Source organism: Cohnella thermotolerans DSM 17683, assembly GCF_000429825.1.
In the GTDB taxonomy this organism is placed as follows: Bacteria; Bacillota; Bacilli; order Paenibacillales; family Paenibacillaceae; genus Cohnella; species Cohnella thermotolerans.
In genome coordinates, this window is record NZ_KE386965.1 from 41,843 (window position 1) to 62,226 (window position 20,384).

16 protein-coding genes are annotated in these 20,384 nt (G+C 61.4%); 3 read left to right on the forward strand and 13 right to left on the reverse strand.

Annotated features, from left to right (window positions below; genetic code table 11):
• The first annotated feature begins 116 nt into the window (after positions 1 to 116).
• The gene (locus G485_RS0123570) at positions 117 to 1,709 is read left to right on the forward strand and encodes an SWIM zinc finger family protein (protein WP_051318536.1); all 1,593 of its coding nucleotides are present in this window, start codon (positions 117 to 119) and stop codon (positions 1,707 to 1,709) included.
• A complete protein-coding gene (locus tag G485_RS0123575) occupies positions 1,706 to 4,672 on the forward strand; it encodes a DEAD/DEAH box helicase (protein ID WP_027094560.1) in 2,967 nt (988 codons plus the stop codon). Before G485_RS0123570 ends, G485_RS0123575 begins: the two co-directional genes overlap by 4 nt.
• Positions 4,673 to 4,902: 230 nt before the next feature.
• Here the strand turns inward: G485_RS0123575 and G485_RS28025 are convergent, their stop codons facing one another.
• From G485_RS28025 to G485_RS28035, 8 genes are all read right to left on the reverse strand, one after another.
• The gene (locus G485_RS28025) at positions 4,903 to 6,687 is read right to left on the reverse strand and encodes an ABC transporter ATP-binding protein (RefSeq protein ID WP_051318537.1); all 1,785 of its coding nucleotides are present in this window, start codon (positions 6,685 to 6,687) and stop codon (positions 4,903 to 4,905) included.
• Positions 6,653 to 8,422 carry an ABC transporter ATP-binding protein gene (locus tag G485_RS0123590; protein WP_027094561.1) on the reverse strand — a complete coding sequence of 590 codons (1,770 nt, stop codon included), beginning with the start codon at positions 8,420 to 8,422 and terminating at the stop codon, positions 6,653 to 6,655. The genes G485_RS28025 and G485_RS0123590 overlap by 35 nt, the downstream gene beginning before the upstream one ends.
• Before the next feature lie 175 nt (positions 8,423 to 8,597).
• The gene (locus G485_RS0123595) at positions 8,598 to 9,974 is read right to left on the reverse strand and encodes a dipeptidase (RefSeq protein ID WP_027094562.1); all 1,377 of its coding nucleotides are present in this window, start codon (positions 9,972 to 9,974) and stop codon (positions 8,598 to 8,600) included.
• Between the two features lie 67 nt (positions 9,975 to 10,041).
• Entirely contained in the window at positions 10,042 to 10,674 is a 633-nt protein-coding gene (locus tag G485_RS28030) for an RNA polymerase sigma factor (RefSeq protein ID WP_051318538.1), read from the reverse strand.
• 201 nt (positions 10,675 to 10,875) lie between these two features.
• The gene (locus G485_RS0123605) at positions 10,876 to 11,427 is read right to left on the reverse strand and encodes a cysteine hydrolase family protein (RefSeq protein WP_027094563.1); all 552 of its coding nucleotides are present in this window, start codon (positions 11,425 to 11,427) and stop codon (positions 10,876 to 10,878) included.
• 78 nt (positions 11,428 to 11,505) lie between these two features.
• Positions 11,506 to 11,769, reverse strand: coding sequence for a hypothetical protein (locus G485_RS0123610; RefSeq protein WP_027094564.1), 264 nt, complete (start codon positions 11,767 to 11,769; stop codon positions 11,506 to 11,508).
• Between the two features lie 355 nt (positions 11,770 to 12,124).
• Entirely contained in the window at positions 12,125 to 12,736 is a 612-nt protein-coding gene (locus G485_RS0123615) for a glycerol-3-phosphate acyltransferase (RefSeq protein ID WP_156922562.1), read from the reverse strand.
• Positions 12,733 to 13,734, reverse strand: coding sequence for a glycosyltransferase (locus tag G485_RS28035; protein ID WP_338027805.1), 1,002 nt, complete (start codon positions 13,732 to 13,734; stop codon positions 12,733 to 12,735). The genes G485_RS0123615 and G485_RS28035 overlap by 4 nt, the downstream gene beginning before the upstream one ends.
• 29 nt (positions 13,735 to 13,763) lie before the next feature.
• Here G485_RS28035 and G485_RS30560 point away from each other — a divergent pair, with 29 nt between their 5' ends.
• Positions 13,764 to 13,958, forward strand: coding sequence for a hypothetical protein (locus tag G485_RS30560; protein ID WP_169732360.1), 195 nt, complete (start codon positions 13,764 to 13,766; stop codon positions 13,956 to 13,958).
• 610 nt (positions 13,959 to 14,568) lie between these two features.
• On the opposite strand, the gene G485_RS0123625 is transcribed toward G485_RS30560, so the two are convergent.
• Genes G485_RS0123625 through G485_RS0123645 form a run of 5 tightly spaced genes read right to left on the reverse strand, consistent with a single transcriptional unit; the run spans position 14,569 to position 20,379 of the window.
• A complete protein-coding gene (locus G485_RS0123625) occupies positions 14,569 to 15,693 on the reverse strand; it encodes an N-acetylglucosamine kinase (protein ID WP_338027806.1) in 1,125 nt (374 codons plus the stop codon).
• A gap of 54 nt (positions 15,694 to 15,747) precedes the next feature.
• On the reverse strand, positions 15,748 to 17,508 hold the full coding sequence (locus G485_RS31155) for a glycoside hydrolase family 3 N-terminal domain-containing protein (protein ID WP_051318539.1): 1,761 nt from the start codon (positions 17,506 to 17,508) through the stop codon (positions 15,748 to 15,750).
• A gap of 20 nt (positions 17,509 to 17,528) precedes the next feature.
• Complete coding sequence (locus tag G485_RS0123635; protein ID WP_027094568.1) at positions 17,529 to 18,671, reverse strand: exo-beta-N-acetylmuramidase NamZ family protein; 1,143 nt, start codon at positions 18,669 to 18,671, stop codon at positions 17,529 to 17,531.
• Positions 18,672 to 18,691: 20 nt separating this feature from the next.
• Positions 18,692 to 19,408 carry a PIG-L deacetylase family protein gene (locus G485_RS0123640; RefSeq protein WP_027094569.1) on the reverse strand — a complete coding sequence of 239 codons (717 nt, stop codon included), beginning with the start codon at positions 19,406 to 19,408 and terminating at the stop codon, positions 18,692 to 18,694.
• Positions 19,405 to 20,379, reverse strand: coding sequence for a GNAT family N-acetyltransferase (locus tag G485_RS0123645; protein WP_027094570.1), 975 nt, complete (start codon positions 20,377 to 20,379; stop codon positions 19,405 to 19,407). The genes G485_RS0123640 and G485_RS0123645 overlap by 4 nt, the downstream gene beginning before the upstream one ends.
• Positions 20,380 to 20,384: the final 5 nt, after the last annotated feature.

Below are 20,384 nucleotides of genomic sequence, written 5' to 3' on the forward strand. Positions count from 1 at the left end.
CTCCCGCCCTGCCGGACGAGACGGCCTGTTTTTTGTCGTACCTCTCGAAGACGGGGGTGTTATAATAGAAAATAAACCGTATGAGAGAATTCTAGTTGCGTTTAGGAGAAGAACCGATGACGATGCCGGGCGACGATCATTTGGACGATAAGCAATGGAACCGACTGCTTCAAAATGTAGCCAGACACTTCGACGACCTGACGATCAAGCGCGGGTTCCAATACTACAAACAAGGACGCGTGCGGTCGTTCGCGGCCAACGCCGGCCGAAGTCTGGAAGCCGTCGTCGAAGGAAGCGAAGCGTATCGGGTTCGAGTCGATCCGAACGCGCTCTCCGGAAGCGAATGCGGCTGTCCGTTGTCCAGGCCGTGCAAGCATATGATCGCCGTGCTGATGGCCTACGCCGAGAGACAGGGCCGGTCGGTTCATGCGCTCGCCAACGCGAGAACGACGTACATGCAGGAAGCGGAAGGCTTCGTCCGCTCCGCCCCTTCCGCCGGCAAGCGCCGCGAGGCGGAAATGGCGGAGCAAGCGGCCCTGCTGCCCGAATCGGACATTTCGAAGTGGCACGAGTGGTTCGCCCTGTGCACCGAAGCGCTGACGGACAGCACCCGCAACCCGCAATACGCCGCAGAGGCGCTCTCCGCCATCCGCCGGGCGAAGCCCGCTATGTCCCCCGCGGCGGACAAGCTGTTCGAGCTGAACGCCCTTTTCTTTTTGATGCATAAATTGACCTCCGTTCCCTTCATGGGATACTTCACGAATATAGCCGCTGCCGGCGTCAAGGACGCCATCGGGCAATTCATCGCGGAACCGCCGCCCCCGGCCTCCGAACCCGGGCAATGGCCGCGCCTGCTGGAGACGGCCGCGCTGCTCCGGCGCCGCATGATGGCGGACACGGCGGGCGCTTCCATGTTCGCGGATGCGTATTGCGATCTCTGGCTCAACTGGATTTCGCCCGGCGTTCAGGACCAGGAGCTATACCGCGAAGAGCTGCGGCGGCTGCAGGCAGCGGAAGACGGAACAGCGAACCCGCACGCCCGGAAATCCCTGGTTGTCGGCCAAAGCTGGATGCGCTTCTACCTGTCCGAAGACCGCGAAGCCTGGGCGCTGTTAAGCTCGGTCAAAAACCAGCTGCTGCCAGGCGACGTCTTCCGGTTCATCAACCGTCTGATCGCAGCCGAAGACTGGCCGAGATTGGTCGAATGGCTGGCCGAAAGCGCCGCAGCGCTGATCGGATATCGTTACGATACGATGGACGAATACGGGCGCTATTGGGATGCCGCCGTCCGGCATCTGCCCGCCGCCGAAGAGCGGATGTGGCAATCGATCGCGAGCCTGCTGCCCCAATCCGGCCAAATCTACGAAGACAAGCTGCGCGAGTACGGCAGGTGGCGGCAATGGATGGACTTTCAGCTCAGCGTCGGAAGCGATCCGCTCAACTTCCGAGCGTCCGAGCTGCAATCGATGGAGAAGGAAGCGCCGGAGACGCTTCTGCCTTTCTACCATCAGGCCGTCGAACGCTACGTGCTGGTCAAAAACAGGGACGGCTACAAGCAAGCTGTCCGGCTGCTCAAGCGGCTGGCCAAGCTCTATAAGAAAATAAAGCAGGAAGAGCGCTGGGAGCGGTTCTTCGCTTCGTTCGTGGGCCGCCATAGCCGGTTGCGGGCGCTTCAGGAGGAGCTGCGGAAAGGAAAGCTGATCTTATGACGACGAATGCCATCCCCCCGATCGAGTCGATTGCCGTCCGGATCGCGCTGAGCGGACTCGGCGACGCGCTCTTCTTCGGCGATGTCGCGCCTTATTACGAAAATCCGGGAATGTACTTCAAGCAGCGCCTGTTCGCCTGGCACGAAGCGTCCTTCTACGGAACCGAGCTGGAGATGCGCGACATTCAAGGCCTTGAAGTCATCGTGCTTCCCTCCGAGCAGGTCATCCCCTTCCTCGCGGACGGACGGCTGCTCAAGCATATCGAATGGAAGTGGGAAGGCGAAGCGGCGCGCTTGCTGGAGCTGGCCCCGCTGCTGGCCGAATGCTTGAACGGGCGGAAGTACGTTCCGGACTTTGACGCGTTCCGCTCGGGCCGGCTGCAATGGGTTTGGGACTTGGAAGCGCTGGACGCGCCGGAACGGGAAGCCTTGGAGAACGACGGTCTCAGCCCGGAGACCTCGAACGGATTGCGCGCGGCCTTCTCGGCCGCCGTCTTCCACCGCTATTACGGGACGGAGCAGGCGGCGGCGGATTTGCGGCGGGACTACCCGCTGCTGTTCGCCGGAGAGGAGGCGAGCGCGGCCACGGCAGGGATGGACGCCCGGTCGTGGCTCGTGCAGGTCGGCTGGCGGGCGGATACGGCCCCGTTCCGGCCGGTGCTGCAGCTGCTGGAGCCGGGCGAAGAGGATGAACTGTGGCGTCTCCGACTTGTCCTGCAGGACAAGCAGGACGCGGCCGTGCTGGCGCCGGTGCGGCTGAGCGCCCGCGGCGAGGCGTTCGGCTCATGGCCGCGCGGCTGGACGGCCCATGTGCGCGAGCGTTCCGCGAGCTGGCTCGAGCGGCTTCGGGCCAGCTTGCCCGCGGAGCGGCTGGCGGACGGCGAAGACGTGCTGGGCAAGCCGCTGGATACCGCAGCCGCCTGGCAATTTCTAACGGAGGACAGCCGGCGCTTGCTGGAGGCCGGTTGGCAGGTCCTGCTGCCGTCCTGGTGGGAGGCGGTCAGCCGGAAGAAGCCGAAGCTGCGCGCCAAGATCGCGCAGGACCAGCCGGTGCCGGGCGCCCGCTCGCTGCTCGGGCTGGGCGCCATCCTGAGCTTCGACTGGCGCGTCGCCATCGGCGACGCCGAGCTGTCCGAAGCCGAGTTTATGCGGCTGGCCGCCCGCAACGAGCGGCTCGTCCGCTTCCGCGGGCAATGGATTGCGCTCGATCCCGCGCTGCTCGAGCAAATTCGCCAGGCGATCGAAGGCATGGATAAGTCGAAGGGGCTGTCGTTCCTGGATGCGCTGCAGCTGCATTTGCTCGGGAATGGAGACTCCCAAGGCAAAGGAACGCCGCAGACGTCCTCGCCGGAAGAGGAAGAAGCGCGCCTTCGCATCGAAGTGGAGCTGAACGAGCATCTGGCGAATCTCATCGCCCAGCTGAATCAACAGAAGGAATGGCCGAAGGTGGAGCCGCCGTCCGGCTTGCGGGCGGAGCTGCGCGGCTACCAGCTAGACGGCTTCTCCTGGCTCGCATTCCTTCGCCGGATCGGCCTCGGCGCCTGCCTGGCGGACGACATGGGGCTCGGCAAGACGGTGCAGCTCATCGCCTATCTGCTTCATGCGAAGGAAAGCCCGGCCGAGACGGACGGCCCGCTTCCATCGCTGATCGTCTGCCCGACGTCGGTGCTCGGCAACTGGCAGAAGGAGCTGCAACGCTTCGCTCCGTCGCTTCGCGTCATGCTGCACTACGGCAGCGGGCGCCTCAGCGGCGAAGCCTTCCAGGCCGAAGCCCGCAAGGCGGACGTCGTGCTCACCTCTTACGCGACGGCGATGCTCGATCAGGAGACGATCCGGGATTTCGTCTGGGGAGCCATTTGCCTGGACGAGGCGCAGAATATCAAGAACGCCCAGACGAAGCAGTCCATGGCGGTCCGGAGCTTCCCGGCCCGGCACCGCATCGCGCTTACCGGGACGCCCATCGAGAATCGGCTGTCGGAGCTGTGGTCGATTTACGATTTTATCACGCCCGGCTATTTGGGCAGCGAGCGCGCGTTCCAGCTTCGGTTCGCCACCGCCATCGAGCAGAACCGCGACGAGAGGCGGACGGCCGAGCTGCAGCGGCTGGTCAGGCCGTTCATGCTCCGCCGCAAGAAGAAGGACCCGGCCATCCAGCTCGACTTGCCGGACAAGAACGAGATGAAGTGCTACGTTCATCTGACGACCGAGCAGGCGGAGTTGTACGACCGCTGCGTCCGGGAGCTGCTGGAGAAGCTGGAGCGGCTGGAAGATCCCGAGCGCAAAGGCGCCATCCTTGCCGCGCTGACGCAATTGAAGCAAGCGTGCGACCATCCGGCGCTGCTGGAGAAAGGCGAGGAGAAGAACGCCCGCCGGCCGGGGGAAGAAGAGATCGACTTCGAAGCCGTCGTCGAACGTTCCTCCAAGCTCGAACGCCTTGTGGCTATGGTGAAGGAGGTGCGCGAGGAGGGGGATCGTTGCCTCATTTTCACCCAATATCTCGGCATGGGACTGCTCATCCAGGAGGCGCTGCAGAAGGAACTTGGAGAGCCCGTCCTTTACTTGCACGGCGGCACGCCCAAGTCGCAGCGCGACCGGATGATCGAGCGATTCCAGTCCCGAACGCTCCCCCCGGAGGAGCAGCCGAACGTGTTTATCCTGTCGCTCAAGGCGGGCGGCGTCGGCCTGAACCTGACGGCGGCGAACCACGTGTTCCATTTCGACCGATGGTGGAATCCGGCCGTCGAGAACCAGGCGACCGACCGCGCCTACCGAATGGGGCAAACCCGGGACGTGCAGGTGCACAAGTTTATCTCGCTCGGCACGATCGAGGAGCGCATCGACGAGATGCTGGAGAACAAGCAGCAGCTCAGCGACAACGTCGTGTCCGGCTCGGAAGCGTGGATTACCGAACTGTCGAACGACGAACTCCGGGACCTCTTCGTTCTGCGGCGGGAATTGGTCTAAGCCAAGCTCCCCTCTTCGGAGGGCCAGCTTGGCTTTGCCTTCTCCGGTTGCCCGACTAGATTCGCGGCCCCGGGGCGAAGCGGCAGCCCCAAAACGGCCGTATAAGCGAAATAACGGATCCCGGGTCCGTTGGAAAATTTAAAATGCTTCTTTTCCATGAAATAGCGGATCCTCTGTCCGTCACGGTGACTGCAGAGGGATACTCGCCGCGCAAAGCGTTCACCGGGCCGTCATCCCGCGCCGATCTCCGCCTTGCCCCTGGAGTGCAGATACAGCTCCTCGTAATAGCCGTGCTGCGCGAGCAGTTGTGCGTGCGTGCCCTGCTCGACGATCCGTCCGCCGCGCATGACGACGATCCGGTCCGCCTGCATGACCGTCGACAGCCGGTGCGCGATCACGAGCGTCGTCCGGTGCGCGGATACGGCCTTGAGCGCCCGTTGGATCAACTGCTCCGTGTACGAGTCCAGGTTCGCCGTGGCCTCGTCGAGAATGAGAATTTTCGGCTGGAACACGATAATTCTGGCGAAGGAGATCAGCTGCTTCTCGCCCGCCGACAAGCCGCTTCCCCGCTCCGACAGCATCGTGTCGTAACCGTCCTTCATCCGGCCGATCAGCGCGTCCGCGCCGACGAACCGGCACGCCCGAACGACCTCCTCGCGGGAGATCGACTCGTCGAACATCCGCACGTTGTCGACGATGCTTCCCGCGTACAAATAAGGCTCCTGCTGCACGAGGCCGACGAGCCGGTGCAGCTTCTCCTGGGGAAGCTCGCGGACGTCGATGCCGTCGATCCGGACGCTTCCCTTCTGCACGTCGTAGAACCGGCACAGCAGGCCGATGAGCGAGCTCTTCCCCGCCCCCGTCGTGCCGACGATGCCGATCATCTCCCCGGGCGCGATATGCAGGTCGAGATCGTGAAGAACCGGCATGCCGTCCGAATAACCGAACTGAATGCGGTCGAAGTCTACCTTGCCTGCGATCCGGCTCCAATCCGCGTCATACGGCCGCTCCGGGTCCTTCACCTCCGGCTGCACCGAGAACAAATTCCATATCCGGTTCACGGAGACGGTCGTCGACTGCAGCGTGTTCCATTGCTGCGTAATGCTGCTGATCGGTTGGAAAAACTGGCGGATATACGTAATGAACGCGTACAGCACGCCGAATTCGATCGTCCGGTCGAAAACGGCCACGCCCCCGAGCCACGTCACGAACGCGACCGACAGGCTGCCCAGCACGTCGAACGATCGGTTGAACAGCACGTTCGTGCGAATTTCCCGCAGGTTGGCGCTGAAGTAGATTTGGTTGCGGTCCGTGAACCGGTTCGTCTGCTCCTTCTCCTGATGGAACGCCTGAATCAGGCTCATGCCCGCCAGATTTTCCGCCGCGAAGGCGATCAAGCGCGACAGCGCCGTCCGCGAGTTCTGGTAAGTCTTGCGCATGTAGGAGCGAAAGCCGATGGCGATCAAGGCGATAATCGGCAGCAGGATGAGGCAGTACACCGCCAGCGTCGCGTCCAGTTGAAACATGATGACGATGATGAAGACCAACGTAAAGCCGTCGCGCACGACGCTGAGCAGCACCTGGGAGAAAAACTGGTTCAGCGTCTCCGTGTCGCTGGACACGTTCGTGATCAGGCTTCCGCTCGGCGTCCGGTCGAAGAACGACATCGACAGCTTGGTGATATGCGCGAACAGATCCTTGCGAATGCGGGCGACGACGCTCTGCGCGGCATATTGCAGCAGGTTGTTCTGCAAATACGTGAACAGGAAGCCGGCCACCGACAAGCCGAGATAGACCGCGCAGATGATCAGCAGCGAGCGGTAGTCGTTCCGGCCGACCATAATGTTGTCGTCGATCGCGATCTTGACCAGATAAGGCTGGGCCAAATCGGCCGAGATGGCGAGGACGGTGCAGCCGAACACCAGAAGGAAGGTCCAGCGGTGAGGCTTGGCGTATGACAGCAAGACGCGAAAAACGGAATTAGACCCATTGCGGTTGTCCGCCTTCATCCTCATAGCCCCCTTCCTCCTGAATGGCGTGAAGGGCGGCATACAGCCCGCCCTCCCGCAGCAGCTGCTCGTGCGTTCCCCGCTGAACGACCGCACCTTCGTCCAGCACGACGATCTCGTCCGCATGCTTCAGGGCGCTGATCCGGTGCGCGATGACGATGGTCGTCTTGTTCGCCCGCTCCTTCCGGATCGCGTCGATGATGCGCTTCTCCGTCACCGCGTCGACGGCGCTGACGCTGTCGTCGAGAATGAGGATCGGCGACCGCTTGATCAGGCCGCGCGCGAGGCTCGTTCGCTGCCGCTGTCCCCCGGACAGCGTAATGCCGCGTTCGCCCAGCTTCGTCTCGAAGCCGTCGGGAAACTCCGCGATGCTGCGGTAAATCTGCGCCTGCCTGGCCGCTTCCTCGACCTGGTCCAGCGCGGAATCCCGCCGGTAAAAGGCGATGTTGTCGCGGATCGTCGTGCTGAACAGGAAGCCTTCCTGCGGAACGTAAGCGATCTGGTCGCGCAGGCTCTGGAGCGTCAGATCGCGGATATCCACGCCGCCGATGCGAATCGTGCCGGCCGGCGGGTCATAAATCCGGAGCAGCAGCTTGACGAGCGTCGTCTTGCCGCTTCCCGTCTTGCCGAGAATGCCGAGCGTCTTGCCGGGCTCGACGCGGAGGCGAATATCGCGCAAGGCGGCCCGGTCGGCGTCGGGATACGAGAACGTCAAGCCGTCGATCTCGATCGCCGCGCAGTCCATGCGAAGCGGACGGGCCGACTCCGATTCGCGGATATCCCCTTGCACCGCGAGCAGGTCGTTGATCCGCTCCAGCGAGGCGCGGGAGCGCTGCATCGTGTTGATGACGTTGCCGATCTGCTGCAGCGGGGTGACCATCATGCGGATATACAGCGTCAAAGCGACGAAGTTGCCGAGCGAAATCCGGTGATGGATGGTCAGGTAGCCGCCGAACACGAGGGTGACGACGAGCGACAGCGCCCCGAGAAAAGGAATCAAAGCCTGGAACAGCGAAGACACCCGCACCAGCTTCAGCTGATTGTCGCGAATGCGGTCGACGGCCGCCCCGAAGCGGCGAATCATGGTCGGCTCCGCCGCGAACTTCTTCGTCACGCGGATGCCGCCGAACTGCTCCTCGGCCGCTTCCGTCATTTTGCTGAGCGACTCCTGCACAGTCAGGGAACGCTTGCGGATGACCGGGCCGAACCGGGTTACGATCCAGGGAATCCAAACAAGCGGCAGGATGCATACGGCGATGAGATAGAGGGGGATCGAACCGAGCACCATCATCGCCAGCGCGGACAAAATGAGAATCGTGGCGTTCGTCGTCTGGTTGATGCCCATGGAGATCGATTCCCGCACGGCCGTCACGTCGTTCATGACGTAGCTGAGCAGCTTGCCGACGCCGTTCCTCGAATAGAAACGCTCGCTTAGCGTGGTGAAGTGGGCGAACAGTCTTTTGCGCGTATAGAACTCGAACCGTCTGCCCAGCCGCATGACGACGTATTGGCCCGAGCCGCCCAGAACGCCGTAAGCGACGCCGACCGCGAGCAGCAGCAGGCTGTAGTCGACGATCAGCGACGGAGTCAATCCCCCCGCCTGCAGCTTGTCGGTGAATTGCCCGAGCAGCCGGGGATAAAACGATTGGACGACGTTGGCCGTGGCGATAAACAGGACGGAAATCAAATATACGATCCATTTCGATCGGATATAGTCCATCAGGACTCGTTGCGATCTCAAACGGCATCCCTTCCTAGAACGAGATATCCTGCAAGCCCTTCCATTTTAACGGCAATCGTATTTCCATACAAGTAAGATATTCTTTCTATTCTCGATTAACGTACCTGCACCAGCGCGTCAAAAAAACTCCGAACCGGGCGCATTCGCCGATTCGGAGCGGATCGGCGGCACCGCTTTAAATCGCGGAGGATCCCGCCGCCTTATGCAAATAGTTCACAAGCGTAAGCAAGCCTTTGTCGAAGTTGTCCAGGCTGAAATGCTCGTCGGGCGCATGCAAATTTTCATCCGGCAGGCCGAAGCCCATCATGACGACAGGAGCGCGAAGCACGTCGGCGAAAGTGGCGACGACCGGAATGGAGCCGCCGTCCTTCGTGAAGATCGCGCGCTTGCCGTACACTTCCTCGTAAGCGTCGGCGGCCAGCTGCAGCATCGGGTCGGTCGGATCGCAGCTGAACGCCAACGCCCGCTCGAGCTGCTTGACATGCACCTTCGCTCCCGGCTGAATATGCTTCCGCAGGTGCGCTTCGATGCGGTCCAACGTCCGCTGCGGATCCTGGGTGCCCACGAGACGGCACGTAATTTTCGCATGGGCTTCCTTCGGGATGACCGTCTTCGTGCCTTCTCCCTGAAAACCGCCCCATACCCCGTTCAGCTCCAGCGTCGGACGGGCCCCGGTCCGCTCGGTGAAGGAATAGCCTTCTTCCCCGTACAGCGTATCCAGGCCGAGCTCCGCCGCCAGCTTGGCTTCGTCCGGATTGTAGCTGGCCAGATCCTGCTTCTCCAAAGCCGTCAGCTCCGGCACACCTTCGTAGAACCCTTCGACCGTCACCCGTCCCCTCTCGTCGTGCAGCGTCGCCAGCAGCGAGACGAGCGCATGCAGCGCATTGGGCACGGCGCCGCCGTAAAGCCCGGAATGCAGGTCGGTGCGGGCGGTCGAGACGGTCACTTCCATCGAGCATAGCCCGCGGAGGCCGGTGCAGATCGACGGCTTGCCCGGCTCCAGCAGCGAGGAGTCGGAGATGACGATGGCGTCGGCGGCCAGCTTCTCCCGGTTCGCCTTCAGAAATTCGGGCAGGCTCGTGCCGGACACCTCTTCCTCCCCTTCTACGCAGAACTTGATGTTGACCGGCAGCGAGCCCTCCTGGCGAAGGATCGCTTCGACGACTTTGACATGCAGGAACAGCTGCCCTTTGTCGTCCGTCGCGCCTCTGGCGTAGATTTTGCCGTCGCGAATATCGGGCTCGAACGGAGGCGTCGTCCACAGGTGGAGCGGATCGACCGGCTGCACGTCGTAGTGCCCGTAGATGAGAATCGTCGGGCGTCCCGGCGCCTTCAGATGCTCGGCGTAAACGATCGGGTTTCCTTTCGTCTCGTGAATCTCGACCTTCTCCATGCCGGCGCGGGTCAGAGCATCGGCCAGCCAGCGCGCGGAGGCGAGGATGTCTCCCTTATGCTCGGACAGTGCGGAGATGCTCGGAATGGACAGCCATTCCTTCAACTCGTTCAGGTGTTGTTCCCGGCGTTCGGCGAAATACGTCTTATAATCGCTCACAGGCGTTCATTCCTTTCTGTCGTAAAAGGCTTCTCTTCCCGATTCTACCACTTCCCGGGCCGGATGCCTAACGGTGTTTCGTCCGGCTGCGCTCTTCACTCCGATGATAAAGGGCATTCGCGCTCGTCGACTCCCACCATATCTTCAGAAATCTCTTGCGCATGGCTTCCCTTGCCCGGTGCAGCTTGTGCTTGATCGACTCCTCCGTCGTATCGAGCGCATCGGCCATCTCTTTATAGCTGAGCTCTCGCTTCCAACGAAGCTCGATCAGCGCCTGATACTCCGGCTTCAGTTCCCGAAGAATCGTGCCGACCGTCTCCGACATCATTTTCAGCTCGATTACCTTCTCGACCGACTCCGTACGGCTGGCGAACACGCTGTTTTCGTTATCGATATGAATACGGTCGATGTCCGTTTCGTTGCGGTGCTTTTTCATTTTTCTCATATAACTGTAGACCGTATTTTTGACGACCGTTCGAATCCAGCTTCGGAGCTTGGCGTCGTCCGCAATGTCCGGCGTGTGATGGACGACTTTGAGGAACGATTCCTGAATGATATCTTCCGTCGCGGCGTGATCCTTGACCATATAGAAAATGACGCCGTAGAACATCTCGTAGAATTCTCTATAAATTTCTTTCTGAACCGAGGCGTTAAGACCCTCGAAACTCCCCGCACACAAGAGCGATAATTTGCTCGACATGAACTTCCGGCTCCCTCCCCCAACCAAACCGGCAAGGCTCTCATCTCCGACAAGCACCCAGCTTTTTCCTAGATTATACAATAAATTTGTTGCCTGATCGCAAAATTTCTCCAGATTCGTCGAATCTTGGATGGGGAAGGAAACAATAAAGCAGACGGCCTCCCGTCTGCTTCATGTGTGTTAAAGCTCACAGCCGGCTCCTCAGATCGAACGATCGCCTTCGAGCACGGCGGCGCCGAGCGAATTCCGGAAATGCCCTAGCGCCCATTCGTGGCCGTCGGGATTGAAGCTGGCGACCGCATCGGCGTGAACGGCGATGGCAAACCCTTTGTTGTACGCGTCCACCGCGGTATGCAGGACGCAAATATCGGTGCAGACGCCGGCCAGATGGACTTCCGTAATGCTCCGGGCGCGTAGGCGAAGCTCCAAATCCGTTCCGCAAAATGCGCTGTAGCGCGTTTTGTCCATCCAATAGATGCGGTCCCGGTGACGTGCGTAAACGTCGTTTAGCTTGCCATACAGCGTGCGGCCCTCCGTTCCCCGAATATTGTGCGGAGGGAACAGCTTCGTCTCCGGATGGTAAGGATCGCCGGCTTCGTGAAGATCCACCGCCATGACGACCTCGTCGCCCGCCCGGACGAACGATTCGGTCAAGTCCGCGATCCGTTGCTCAATCCGAACGGCCGGCTCGCCGCAAGGAAGCTTCCCGGTCACGAAATCCACCGTATAATCGATGACAATCAAAGCCCGCATACTCGTCTCCCCCTCCTCATTCCGTCAGCCGAACGGCCATGCGCACCCGGAAGCCGGCCGCGGGACGGCGCGATAGATTCATTTTAACGAAAAATCCGTTCCTAAGCATTCGGGAACAGGAGGCTGAACTCCGTTCCCTTCCCCACGTCGCTTCTGACGTCGATTTAAGTTCGCGCGATTGTCCATATCGAACTCATAAAACGGGACGTTGTCGTCAAATGGGCGAAGAGGCATCTTCAAAAGGTTGGCGTACCATTCGGCGGCTTCTCTCAAATTCTCGACATGCAGGATGGCGCTTTTCACAATAGTTACAATCGGTTCGTTCGTCACGGCAGCTTCCACTACATAACCCTCCTAAGATGTGGATTAGGTTTTCAACATGTGACATGGATCGGAGAAGCAATCCGTTTGACCCTTTCGGATGTGTGATTGCCGCCACAAACAACTCCGGCGAGCGAGTTGTTCTGCCAAGGCATTCATAGGGAACTTCGCGGGAGAATCCGGATGCGTCGCTGTAAGTAAAACGGAGTCGCTCGTCATCGTATCCGTAGATGAGGCCAAATTCGCAATGGGTCAAATTCCAGACGATCGCGGGAATCCCTCGATCGATGGAAGCATGGATGATACGAAGAGCGCGGAGCAAAAGATCCGGCGTGAGGGAACGATTCGGTTCTCCTACGCAATCGATTGTTTCCCATCAGCGAGACGGCATTCGCTTGAGAAACACCCGCAGCTCCCGCCGGTGCGTATAGACGATCAGCAAGAAGTTGAACGCCCAGAACCACAGAACGGGAGGCGAATACCCCATCGAGAGCAAAAAAATGGAGAGCGGCAGCATCCCGAACACGACTTGAAAGCCGTCCATCTCCGTCGTGGTCGGCTTGCCCTTGTTCGCCCACCGGGTAACGGCCAGCAGCAAGGCGAGAATGACGGCATAAGCGAGCGAGGCGGCAAATCCGGTCAACCCGCTCCAGACGCCGAACGTGACCGCGATAGCCTTGCCGCCTCTCCATTTAAGAAACGGCGAGAAGGCGTGCCCCAGGACAGCGGCTGAAGCGACGGCAGTCGTCTCGTACCCCGAGACGGCGCCGGAATTCACGAGCCATGCGATGGGGACGTACCCTTTAAGGAAATCAAGCGCGATGCCGGCCAACCCATACGCATAACCGGCGGCTTTCCATAGATTAAGCGCCCCGGGATTGCCGTCGCCAACGGTCCGCAGATTGTGACGCGCGATCAAACCGAGCCAGTAGGAAAACATAAGGGAACCGGACAAAAAAGACAGGGCCGTCCATAGTAGGATGATCATCGCTTCTGATTGCCTCCTACTTCGATTTGCCTTCCCTTCCAAGCGACGCTTCCCAGAAACGCGACCCGATACAGCGAATAAAGCATAACGTAGAGGAAGAAAACGGTGCTCAGCAGATGCAGGGCCGGAACCCAAAATCCGAAACGACCTGAATATTTAATGAAGTAAATCATTTGCAGCGTGTACAACAAATACCCCGCAGACAGGGGCAACGCCCAGGACGTTTGCAGCGCGAACGGCGCCGCCTCCGCGACGATGAGCCCAACCAGCCAGACGGCGATGAGGACGATCGTCCAGGGCGACAGCTTGCCGGTGCTGAGCGCGGCGCTTTTGCCGAAGCCCTGGATTTCGCTGCGCAGGCCTCCGGGATACATGCGGAAAGAGACGACTCCGTGTCCGATGAAGTTGGTCACCGGCACGCCCGCTTCCACGAACTTCGCCCCCAGATTCAGGTCGTCGAGCACCTCGGCCTTGATGCCTTCATGGCCTTTGGTCTTCTCATAATCGTCCCTGGCCGTCAGGATGCAGGAGCCGTAGAGCCCCTTCCTCGGGTTCGTCCGCTCGAAAGGAGACGTAAACGCGAAGATGCCGAGCAGATTCGGAATTAACGCGAGCCGCTCGTAAAACTTCTCCGTGTAGTGGTAAGGAACGACAGATATCGCTCCCCCCGTGCGCTCCCTCGCCGCCAGAAGCGATTGAAGCGCGTGCGGAGCGAGCCGCACGTCGGCATCGAGGAAGGCGATCACATCTCCGGTGGAGCGTTTGTAGCCGTTCCATACCGCCCAATTTTTCCCCGTCCAGCCCGGCGGCAGCGGTTCGCTCTCCACCACCGTCACGCCGTAGCTCTCGGCGACGGCTCGCGTCTGGTCTTCCGAGTGGTCGTCCACGACGATGATCTCGAACGGCTTGCAGATCTGGGCTTGAAGCGACTCCAGCAGAAAGGGTAAATTGCGCTCTTCGTTGCGGGCCGGAATGATGACGGACAGCTTCCTCTGCACAGGGGAAGGTGCCGGACGGCAGGAACCGTATGGCGGCGAAACAGAACGAACCCCGCTCCGCAGGCGAGCGCAATGAGAAGCCAGATTGCCATGCCATTCTCCCCCTGAATATTTCACTTTATGAACATTTCGTTAATTTTATTGTAGCAAAACGCCGGATAAGCGGATATGGCCATTTCGCCCGTTCATGGGCGAAGGGGGATGACGAAATCCGAGTTTTTTAATATATTGATCTGCTGAAAAGTCGTTTGATTGCTGGTGGTAATATCGATTTTCGCACTAGCTTTGCCTAAACAAAATCATGATTTGTCAAGCTATTTTCCACAAGCTGACGGCCGAGACTTTCTCGACCGTCTGAACATCTTCGGCGTCTTTAGGGCTTCTTGGAGCATGAATGAGCAGGACTCCGAACGCTTACGGACACACAGGCCGTTATTTGTCAAAAATCGCGTTTTTTTATGTTCTAACGGACACTGGTTCCGCTATGCGTCGGATTTCCCTCGATAGGGGCACAGTTTGAAGCGAATAACGGATTCTCTGTCCGTTCCATTTCTGAATAGGCTTCCAGGCGAGAAATAACGGATCCTAGGTCCGCTTGAGCCAAGGCAATCCCCGATTGAAAGCTTGGAGCACCCAAGCGAATAAAAAAGGGGACTTTGGATTGATTAAACATCCCCTAAAGTCTCCTGGACAAGTATCTGAAGTTTTTATGCAAAGCTAGTGCGATATTGCAGCCGCGCTCGAGACGCAGTCGTTGGCTTGAACTTCAGTGCAGATAAAATAATCCCTCTTGCGCAGGAAGGAACGCGCATAAGGGATTATTTCTTGTGTGCATTAACGCCGGCTCTGCAGCGCCATCCGAACGGCGCCGACGACGGCGGCGTCGGGCGGCGCCGTGACGCAGCGCAGGCCGGGATAGCTCCGGCCCAGCAGCTCCACCAAAGCATCGCGCACGTGCGCATTGTTCAGCAGCACGCTTCCCGCGAGCGCCAAGCTCCCGTCCTGCAAAGCCAAGCGCTCGATGACGGGCGCCGCCAGCTCGAACAAGTCGCGGGCGCTTCCTTCCGCGATGGCGAGTGCCGCCCGATCTCCGGCCGCGCAAGCTTCTGACAGCAGCGGAGCGAGCGCGGCGATGTCCCGCTTGTTCGTCGACGGATCGTAGACGAAGCCGATGAGCTGCCGCGCCGAGTTCACACGCAGCCGCGCGTACACCAACTCCGTGACGGCCGTCGGCGGGATGCGGCCGTCGCCCGCCTTGAACGCGGCGGCGAGCAAATCCCGGCCGATGGCGTAGCCGCTGCCCCCGTCATCGATCAGATGCCCGCCGCCGCCCGCGCGGTGCGTCTCGCCCGCCTCGTTCCGGCCGAAGCAGATCGAACCCGTTCCCGCGATCAGCACGATGCCGTACGGGCAGTCCAGCGCTCCGCGCAGCGCCGTCTCCTGGTCGCCCGTAATGCTCAGTTCGCCTTCGTAGCCACACGCCCGAATCTCCGCCGTCAGCCGTTCTACGACCGTCGGATTGCTGACGCCCGCCGCGCCGATGCAGATGTGCCCGCAATGCGCGAGCCCGCCGCACGCCTCCGAGATCGAGTCCATGATCTCCCGCAGGCTGCGGCGAACGCCCGCTTCGTCGTGGCCGTTGTAATTGATCGCCCCGGAAGCGAACGTCCGCACGATCCTCCCCGTCTCGTCCGCTACGGCGACCGCGGTTTTCGTGCCTCCGCCGTCCAACCCGGCAACATAGATCATGCCTTCATTCCACCCGCCCCTGCTCATCATGACCTGAAGTGTTCTCCGCACACGTTTCCGGTCTTCATCCCTCGAACTGTCTCCCACTCCCGGCCGCTTCTTCTGATCCGACCTGTCCGCCACTCCCGTTCCCGCTCTCCACGCTCCATGCTGTCCGCCGCTTCCGCCCCCCATCTTCGCGCCCCAGTTTTTCGCTACCGTTTCGTGCACTCTCTCCTCTTATCCGCCCGCACACTTATACGCCACATCCAACCTCCCTCTCTTTCAGAGCGTCAAACTCAGCTTGCCGACTGGCGCGGCTTCCCCGCTCAAAATCCGAACCAGCGACTTCAACGCCAGCGGCGTATACTCGAAGGCAGCCAAAGCGCAGACATCCGGCCCCAATCCCGCGAGATCGTAAGGCTTGCCGAGCGCTACCGCCGTCACCCGATGTCCTGCCGCCCGCAAGCGGCTGACGAGCGTAAGCTGCCCTGGGTGCTCCCGCCCGTTCACGAGGCCGACGACGACCCGCGGGTAGCTTTTCGCCCGCTCAGCCGCCTGAAGAATTTCATCCTCATCCGGGTCGAGCCTCGTCACCCAATAGTCCGCCGCGAACGCCTCGGCCATCGCCCGCGGGAAAGAGACGGCTTTGTCGACGCCGCTCGCTGCTTGGTCGGCGCGGTACGGATCGCTTCCGATAAACAGCGTATCGCCGGCGCCCCTCTCCACGCGCTCCAGCACGCCCCCGAGATGGCAGACGCTCTCCAGACTCATCGCCTCCGCCGTCCGACGGTGTGCCTCGCAGCCGACGACGGCAAAGCCCGGTACCGCAAAGCCGGGACCAACCAAGCTCGAAGCCCCCAAGCCGGAGCCTTCCAGCCTGGGGCCATCCAAGCTCGAGCCCACCGAGCTCGAATCCGCCGGCCCCGAACCTCCCAAGCCCGAACGCTCCAAGGTCGGCACCCCCATATTCGAACTCTCCAGCCCCGAACCCGTCAATCCCGGACCTGGCAATCTCGCCCCCGGCAAAACCGTGCCATGCGCGCCATATTTGCTCTTATAATACAGCACCTTATCCACCGCTTCATCCACGACGGACAAAGACAAGTCGCCCTCCAGCACCGCCCGTTCGATCCGTTCCGCGGCTTCCCTTACCAGTTGCGGCGTATGGCTGATAAAAAGCAGATGAACCCCGGCCTTCAGCGCCCCGACAGCCCCCTCCGCCGTGCCGTAAAATCTCCGGATCGCGTCCATCTCCAGGCAATCGGAGACGACGAGGCCTTCGAAACCCAGCCGCCCCTTCAATAGCCCGGTGACGACCGCTCTCGACATCGTGGCGGGAACCCGCTCCGGCTCCAGCTCCGGGAACAAAATATGCGCGGTCATGACGCACTCCGCACCGGCCGCAATCGCAGCCGCAAACGGCTTCAGCTCCAGCCCGGCCAGCTGCTCCGCCGTCTTCCCGACGACCGGAAGCCCCAGATGGGAGTCGACCGACGTATCCCCGTGACCGGGAAAATGCTTGACGGCCGCAAGCACGCCCTCGTCGCGCAGCCCCTGCAGCATCAACAGCCCGTACCGCTCCACCGTCTCGGCCGTATCGCCGTACGAGCGGACGTTGATGACCGGATTGAGCTTGTTGTTGTTAATATCCAGCACGGGCGCGAGATTAAAGTTGATCCCGAGCGCCCGCAGCTCGCGCGCCGTCAGCCGTCCGGCGGCATAGGCGTGCTCCGGACGGCCCGTCGAGGCGATCGCCGCCGCGCCCGGAACGTTGGTCGCGTCCGCAGGCAGACGGGTCACCCGGCCGCCTTCCTGATCGATGGCGATCAGCGGCGGGCAGCCGGTGATCGCCTCGATCGTCCGCCGCAATTCGCCGCACAGCTCCTTCACCTGCACGGCGCTCTCCACATTGTGCGAGAACAGAATGACGTTCCCGATGCCGTAATCGGCCACCAGGCTTCGCCATTCGTCCGTGGGACGCGCCGCCGGAAACCCCGTCGCGATCAACTGGCCGATTTTCTCCCGAAGCGATAGCTCTCTCATTCCGATCTCCCCATGGCTTCTCAATCGTATAAATGATACTGCCGCTTCTCCCGGGAGAACCGCTCGCTCTCCTCCCGGAAGCGCCGGACGACCTCCGCCGCCCCGACAGAATCGTCCCGGTAGACGCTGTCTCCGCAGAGCAGATCGATGAACGGCCGGGAACCCTCCTTCAGCGGCGGCAAAAAAGCGAACGCCTCATAGCGGCGTTTAATGGCGTAAAGAAGCGCGATGCCCGTCTCCAGCGGGCGCAAAGCCCGGCCGTCCGTCACATACAGCTGCACGCCGGCGCACGGCTCGCCCTTGAACTTCGAAGCGGTCGGCTTGAAATAAACCGGACGGAAGCGAACGCCCGGAAGCCCCAAACCGTTCATCTCGCCCGCCAGCGAATACGGCTCGACGAACGGCGCCCCGATCATCTCGAACGGGAACGTCGTGCCCCGCCCCTCCGACAGGTTCGTCCCTTCGAACAGGCACGTTCCGGGATACAGCAGCGCCGTCTCGAACCGGGGGAGGCCCATCGAAGGATGCACCCAAATCCGGCCCGTCTCCGGGTAAAGCATGCTCCGCTCCCAGCCTTCGCAGCGCACGACGTGGAGCTCGGCGCCCCAGCCCATTTGCTCGTTCGCCATCGTCGCGACTTCGCCGGCCGTCAGCCCGTAGCGCACCGCCAGCGGATAGTTGCCGACGAACGACCGGTATTCCGGCCGCAGCACGTTGCCTTCCACCGTTACCCCGTCCAGCGGAGCGATGCGGTCGAGCACGACGAACGGCTTGCCCGCCTTCGCGCAATCTTCCAGGGCGTACAGCATCGTATAAACGAACGTATAATACCGGACACCGACATCCTGAATGTCGTAAACGACCGCATCCACTGCATCCAGCATCTCCGGCGTCAGCCGCTTGGAGTCCGCGCGGTACAAGCTGTAGACCGGCACGCCGGTATACGGATCGGTGTACGCTTCCACCTGTCCGCCCGCTTCGATATCGCCGCGCACCCCGTGTTCCGGCGAGAAAAGCGCAGCCAGATGGAAGTTTTCGTGCAAAATTTGAATCGTCGGGACGAAGTCGGCGGTCAGACCGGCGGGCGCCGTAATGAGACCCAGCCGCTTGCCTTTGAACAGATGCGAGTGCTTCCCGATATTATCGATCCCGTTGCGAACCATCGCTCGCCCACCACTCCCTCTTACAGCTCGGACCTCAGCACGCGCATCGTCTCCGGCGGAATCATGAACGTCTCGGCGTACGTTTTGCGCGCTTCGATCCCGCGCACCCGCGCCAGATGCTTGTAATATTCAAGGTAGGGGAACGACTTGCTGCCGGTGACGAACCAATGCCGGGAGACCGCGTTCACCCACAGATCGTAAGCTTCCTGATCGAAGTCGATATAGATATAAGGCTTATAGTCCACCGCGTCTTCCCAGTTCTCCGCATAATAGAGACGGGAAGCGAAGAAGGCGGGAAGCTCCCGCTCCAGCGGCTTGAGCCCCGCGTAATAGCGGGCGTCGTTCACGATCAGGTGGGTCGTGTTGTGGTCCTTGTGCATGCTGCTCTTGTAATGGGTGACGATGACGTTCGGCCGCACCCGCCGGATGACGTCGCAGACGCGAAGCCGCATCTCCTCGTCGTTCCGCAGCTCCCCGTCGGGAACGTCGAAGACGATCGCCTCCCCGCCCAGCAGCTCCGCGAACGCCTCCGCTTCCCGAACCTTCTGCTTGCGGTAGTCGGCGACGTCCCTTCCTTCCGGCACGCCCCGCTCCCCCGCCGTCAGCGCCAGCGTGACGATCCGGTCGCCCTTGAGCGCATGGCTCGCCAGCACCCCGCCCGCCGTCAGCTCCATATCCCCGACATGTCCGCCGATCGCCAGGATCGTCATCTTTTGCCCGCTTGTCTGCTCGCTCATTGTGGAAACTCCTTTCGCATGACCGCGAATTGTTTGACGGTCCGGAAGCCCGCCCGCTCGTAAATCCGCAAGGCCGGGTTCCCGCTCCCGGTGTACAGCGACATGTACGTCGTCCCGATCCGCCGGAACGCTTCGCATAACCGGAAGAACAAAATCGTGCCGAGCCCGTGCCCCTCATGGTCGGGATGCACGCCGATGCCGGCGAAGTAGCCCCGTCCGTTCGCCTGCCGCACAACCGGGCCTGCGAAGCCGACGACGGCACCCTCGCGCGCAGCCACGACGACCGGCTGGCCTTCCGCCGCGCATGCCGCAATCTCCTTCCGCCACAGCGGATTGCCCAAGCCGTCCAGCATCGTCACGAGGCCCGCATGCTGCGAAGGATCGAACAGCCCGACCGCGTAGCCGCCCGAAGCCGCCTTCGCTTCCTTCGCCCCGATCTCTTCCGGCATCGCGAAGTCCGACAGCTTCAAATACATCGCGTTCTCCCGCGCTCGTTCGGCATAGCCTCTGCGAAGCAGGAACGGATAGACCGGGCCGTCGACCGGAACGCCGGGCGCATTGTTGTGCTCGTGGCCGGGCGTGTCCGGAATGTACCAGGCAAGCTGAATCGGGTTGAAAAAAAGTACGTCCGCCTGCCGCTTGCCCAGCTCCCGGAAGCGCCGCTCCACCGCGTCCAGCAGCAGACCGAGCGTTTCGTCGCTGCGGATGCCCTCGGACGCTACGAGGCAGGTGAGGTACCCCGCCTTGTCCCCGAGCGGCAGCCCGTCGCCGGTGCAGCCGCAGGCGAAGCCTGCGACCCGGCCGCCGTCTTCCACCCACACGAACGCCGCCGCCGGATCGAAATGCGGGTTCGCCAAGAACACGCGCCCGAAGCTTTCCTCCGTCATTTCCTTGTAGCCGTCCTTCACCGCCTCCGCGTTCCACAAGGCGATCGTTCCTTCCGTGTAGCGATCGTTCCAGGGCAACAGCATACGGC